We start from the raw sequence: 4941 nt of genomic DNA, 5'->3' as shown, positions 1-4941 counted from the left end.
GGGCGATGATGTCGACAATGGCATTGCCGATGCAAAGCACGTCATAATCCGGCATCAAAATCTCCGCCAAAACCCGAGCCGGCTTCTTGCCACGCCGGCCGGGCGTGGTCTCGCGAGTTGAAATGGGTTGCCGCATGCGCTTGATCCAGCCGCCCTCACGCAGCTGCCGGTCCGGCTTCACGCAGCAAATCGTCAGCTTTGTCCGTCTTCTCCCAAGTGAACTCAGGCTCTTCACGCCCGAAGTGTCCGTATGTCGCCGTCTTGCGGTATATCGGCCGTAAGAGATCAAGCATCTTGATGATGCCTTTCGGTCGGAGATTGAAAACCTCGAGAACAAGGCGCTCGATCCTTTTTTCCTCGATCCTTGCGGTTCCGAAGGTATTGACCATGACAGAAACCGGACTGGCCACGCCGATCGCGTAGGCAAGCTGAACCTCGCAGACCTCCGCAAGGCCGCTGGCAACGATGTTCTTCGCGACATACCGGGCGGCATAGGCCGCCGAGCGGTCAACCTTGGATGGGTCCTTGCCCGAAAAGGCACCGCCGCCGTGACGCCCGGTCCCACCGTAGGAATCGACGATGATCTTCCGTCCTGTGAGGCCGCAGTCGCCGGCAGGCCCACCGACCACGAACCGCCCTGTTGGGTTGACCAGAAATCTGATCCCCGAAGTATCCAGGTGGGCCGGCAGGACCGGTTTTATGATCTCCTCAATGACGCCTTCGCGGACCGTGGCTTGTGAGACCGCTTCGTCATGCTGCGTTGACAGGACTATGGTATCCAGCGCCACCGGGCGGAGCCCTTCGTAGCGTACCGACACTTGAGATTTCACGTCCGGACGCAGCCAGCCAAGCTGTCCCGCTTTCCGGACCTCGGCCTGTCTTTTCGTCAAATGGTGAGCGAGTTGGATCGGCAGGGGCATCAATGTATCCGTCTCGTTGCATGCGAATCCAAACATGATGCCCTGATCCCCTGCCCCTTGCCCGAGATCCTGCCCTCGTCCTTCATCAACGCCCTGGCTTATGTCGGGCGACTGCTCGGTGAGGGCCAGAACGACGGCGCAACGTCGACCATCAAAGCCAATCGCATCATCGTCGTAGCCAATATCGAGTATCGTATCGCGGGCGACTTGGCTGTAATCGATGTGGGCATGGCTGGTGATCTCGCCAGCCACAACGACCATCCCCGTCTTCACCAACACTTCACAGGCGACGCGCGCCTTCGGATCGGTGCGCAGGACCGCATCGAGAATGGCATCGGAGATGTTGTCTGCCATCTTATCGGGGTGTCCCGCGCCGACGGATTCGGAAGAGAACACGAACTGCCTGGTCATAAAAATGCCCTCGCTTCAAGTGCTGGAGTTAGTGAGGAGTTTCTGGATTGGGGTGGCTTATCGGTCGGGGATGCCGGGAACATCGAACGCAGTGCAGAAGTCGGCAACGTCTCTTCGTACGCTCGCATGAACTTCCTGGTCATCGGGCTGGCGGCAGACCGAGTCGATGAAAGCGGCGATCTGCACCATCTCCGTTTCGCGCATGCCCATGGACGTCACCGCTGGTGTCCCTAAGCGGATGCCGCTTGTCAGCGCCGGATGCCGCCGGTCGCCCGGGACCATATTGAAATTCGCAATGATGCCTGCACGCGATAAGCGCTCCGCATAGGCTTTGCCTGACAGCGACCGGTCCCGAAGATCAAGGATCAGCATGTGATTGTCAGTGCCCCCGGTGACGAGTTCATAACCTCGCTCCAGAAGTGCCTGGGCCAGAGCCTTGGCGTTGTGGACGATCTGCTGACCGTAGACACGAAAGGACGAGTTCGCTGCTTCCTGCAAAGCGACGGCAAGCGCGGCGATAGTATTCATATGCGGTCCGCCTTGCAGAAGAGGGAACACGGCGCGGTCTATACGTTTGGCCAGATTGTGTTTGCTCTTCGGATGATGGAGGGGCTGATAACGGTCTTCATTCCTTGATAAAATGAAGCCACCCCGGGGACCGCGGATCGACTTGTGAGAGGTGCTGGTGACCACATCGCAATGGGACACGGGGTTCGGATGCACTCCTGCGACAACCAGGCCGCAGATGTGGGCGATGTCAGCCACCAGATACGAGTTCACCTCCGAAGCAATTTCGGCCATTGCCGCGTAGTCAAAAATACGCGGATAAGCAGTTCCGCCGACCCAAATTAGCTTCGGGCGTTCCCGCTTGGCGGTCTCGCGCAAGTGGTCATAGTCAATTTGCTGTGTCTTTTCGTGCAGCCTGTACGGGACGCGCTGATAATCGCTGCCGGAAAAATTGACGGACCAACCGTGAGTCAGATGGCCGCCTTCGGGTAAAGGCAAGCCCATGACTTTGTCACGGGGGCTCAAAAGCGCGCGATAGACAGCCTGGTTGGCTGGCGAGCCTGAATAAGGCTGGACGTTGGCATGTTCACTGCCAAATAGCGCTTTCAGGCGCTCGATCGCGAGGGTCTCAAGCTCATCGACGATCTCGTTTCCGGCGTAGTAGCGCGCACCGGGGTATCCCTCGGCATACTTGTTGGTGAAAATCGACCCGGTCGCTTCCAACACCGCCGAGGAGGCAAAGTTCTCGGAGGCGATCAGTTTGAGAGTTGTCCGCTCCTGACGCTCCTGTCTTAGAAGCAGTTCGTGAACGCGGGAGTCGACGGCGGCTAAGTGAGGCCGCCCGTAAGTGTCGGGCTGCGCGATGGCGCCGCCGGCGGAGTTATCCATGGTAGTCGCGCTCCATTTGGACTGATCTATTTCACGATCAAGCAGGCGGTCCCTTCAACCGCGCGTCTTGTATTGCTTCCAGGCGTTGTAGGTCTCTTTTATGATGGCCATCATCGTGGGGCAGGAGATCGACCACCAATTGAGCCAGCTCGCCATCCTTGCCTCCTGCTTGCATATGGTACGAAGACTGCGGACGTTGTTCGTTGCAGCAAAGAAAGTTGGCTCTGACCAGCCGCCGAACGTGGCGTCGAACCTGCTCGCGAGGCAGACCGGTAATATCGGCCAGCTCGCCGACGGTTAGATCCGCATGCGCGCAAAGGCCCAGGATTCGAAGGCGATCAAGATGCGCTGCCGTCCTTAGGCGATTTACCAGTGTCAACATTGGTTAGCATCAACCCGGACGGGATGCAGCAAGCCGCTAGCCCTTCTATCCCCATCAATCCGCATGAGACCTCTCTCGTCATTTGCTGTAAATCCGCTGGTATGGATGCTAATGGAAGATAGATCACAGTCCTTTCTACGACTAAGACGCCAGATATTGGGGCTAATGTACCACCTGACAGGAGACTACACTCACGAACATTATGTGAATTTTTTTTAACGTTGCTGAGAATCAAGGGGGAGGTTTGGCGAATGTCTCGCCGTCGACTGTCGAATCCTGCCCGACGGGATTATAGGGTGCGTAGCCTGCTTGTCCTTTCCACATGACCAGCGACGATGGGGCGAAGGCGGCAGACATAGCTCTGGAGCATGCTGCGGTATCTTTGGCCTGAAGCCGAGGAAGGCGGACCGTGGCTTCCGCGCCGCTGCCGGGAGCCCGCGAACAGGCCAAGTGGATCAGCCGGGTGTTGCCGTCATAGAGCGTGAGACCCAAAGCTGGCCAGCCGCGCCCTGAGGCTGACGCACCGCTCAGCGTCCACCTTGCTCTCGAAGCCCATCGGCATAGCGCCGATAACGACTTGACCGCGTGCGTGTCGACGAGCGATCGGTGAGCGCAAGGATCGAGGGTGCAGTGCAGGATAATGCTGTTTTAAATCAGCGCTGTTTTCAGCCGACTGCCTTGAGCGTGGCACGAGGATATAGGCCCAAGGCAGGAGATCATCGTCTGCTGTTCGGGAGGCCGCCCTGGGCGCGCGACAGCCGTTCCTTCGGCTGCGCCGCTCCGCCACCATCCGCGCCGTGCCTTCCGGAGACCATTCCCGCTACCGGCCGGCGCCCGTGAAAACCTCGACCCGGCGCACCGGCTCGAGATGGCTGGGCTCAGCGTAACTCTGAAGTCGTCATATACCGAAGTCTTCACAGACTTCGGACATCCCCCTCACAGTCCGATCCAGATGGCGTCAGGAACACCGCTTGCGTTGATGCGGATGAACCCCTGCTTGTGCCACAATGACCCTTATGTCAGCGCGCGAGCCAAAGCTTCCGCGCAAGGCGACGGCTAGGATAAGGCAATGCCGACGAAGGGCACATTGCTTGCCACACTCTGGAATGATGGCATGCTCGGAAGGCCTAGGCTTTGCTCAGGGCCGCCTGCAAGGCGCGCTTTGAGGTTATTCACATAGCCTTCTGCGTAGTCCTGCGCCGTCGAGACCGAAAGATCAATGCCTGCCGCCAAGGCCTCTTCCATCAGGTGCTTTACGAGCCCATTTCGAATGGCCAGCTTGACCTCGGGGCCTGCGATAAGGCCGATCGCCTGCGCGGCCATATTGAGGCCAGCTTCCTCCAGCGCTCGCTTCATATCGCCTCCGTTAATGGCCGTACGCAGGAGATTGGCTGCTTGCGACTCAGCCTCGAGAACCATCGAGGCAAGATCGGCTACTTGTCCGAGGCCCGGAATGAAGCTGAGCAGTCCCACCGCCGTTGCCGCCAAGTCGAGCACTTTCGTCTCGATTTTGAGCACGGAGTCGACGACGTGCATGACGGCCCCGCCGTTCTTTTTGGCTGACTTAATGTCAGGCTGGTCCATCAGGCCCATCTTCATGTCCGCGACGGCATTCTGCTCTTCTGCGGTTTGGGCGCCGTGGGTGATTGGCTGCTGAACGTTGCGGTTCGCAGACGACATGTTTGTGCAAAAATGGGCAAAGTCTTTTTTGCTGATATTGCCGGAATCAACCGTATGCCCGCCGCCAAAGTCGAAGAATTTATGATGGGTCTTATAGCCCGTGATCGAATTGTTCAGGAGGCCAAACAAAAGAGGATCTGAAAGGAGCTGAGA

The 4941-nt window shown here is 58.3% G+C and carries 4 protein-coding genes; all 4 read right to left on the bottom strand.

Annotated features, from left to right (window positions below):
* Positions 1–155: 155 nt before the first annotated feature.
* On the bottom strand, positions 156–1331 hold the full coding sequence (gene metK / locus ENZ75_RS20895; protein WP_063169265.1) for a methionine adenosyltransferase: 1176 nt from the start codon (positions 1329–1331) through the stop codon (positions 156–158).
* 57 nt (positions 1332–1388) lie between these two features.
* Complete coding sequence (glyA, locus tag ENZ75_RS20890) at positions 1389–2726, bottom strand: serine hydroxymethyltransferase (protein WP_063169266.1); 1338 nt, start codon at positions 2724–2726, stop codon at positions 1389–1391.
* Positions 2727–2763: 37 nt separating this feature from the next.
* The gene (locus ENZ75_RS20885; protein WP_082826567.1) at positions 2764–3108 is read right to left on the bottom strand and encodes a helix-turn-helix domain-containing protein; all 345 of its coding nucleotides are present in this window, start codon (positions 3106–3108) and stop codon (positions 2764–2766) included.
* A gap of 1056 nt (positions 3109–4164) precedes the next feature.
* Positions 4165–4941: HrpF/NolX family T3SS translocon protein (locus ENZ75_RS20880; protein ID WP_281061258.1), on the bottom strand; the 777-nt coding region annotated here is incomplete at its 5' end.

The organism is Mesorhizobium sp. M7A.F.Ca.CA.002.04.1.1 (assembly GCF_004022805.1).
Lineage (GTDB): Bacteria > Pseudomonadota > Alphaproteobacteria > Rhizobiales > Rhizobiaceae > Mesorhizobium > Mesorhizobium ciceri.
Note: the sequence above shows the minus strand (reverse complement) of the source record. Positions and strands in the feature narration are given on the sequence as shown.

What these genes read in the sequence shown, in the direction of transcription:
- metK (WP_063169265.1), bottom strand. Translation starts at nt 1,331, where the DNA reads ATGACCAGGCAGTTCGTGTTCTCTTCCGAATCCGTCGGCGCGGGACAC.
- glyA (WP_063169266.1), bottom strand. Translation starts at nt 2,726, where the DNA reads ATGGATAACTCCGCCGGCGGCGCCATCGCGCAGCCCGACACTTACGGG.
- ENZ75_RS20885 (WP_082826567.1), bottom strand. Translation starts at nt 3,108, where the DNA reads ATGTTGACACTGGTAAATCGCCTAAGGACGGCAGCGCATCTTGATCGC.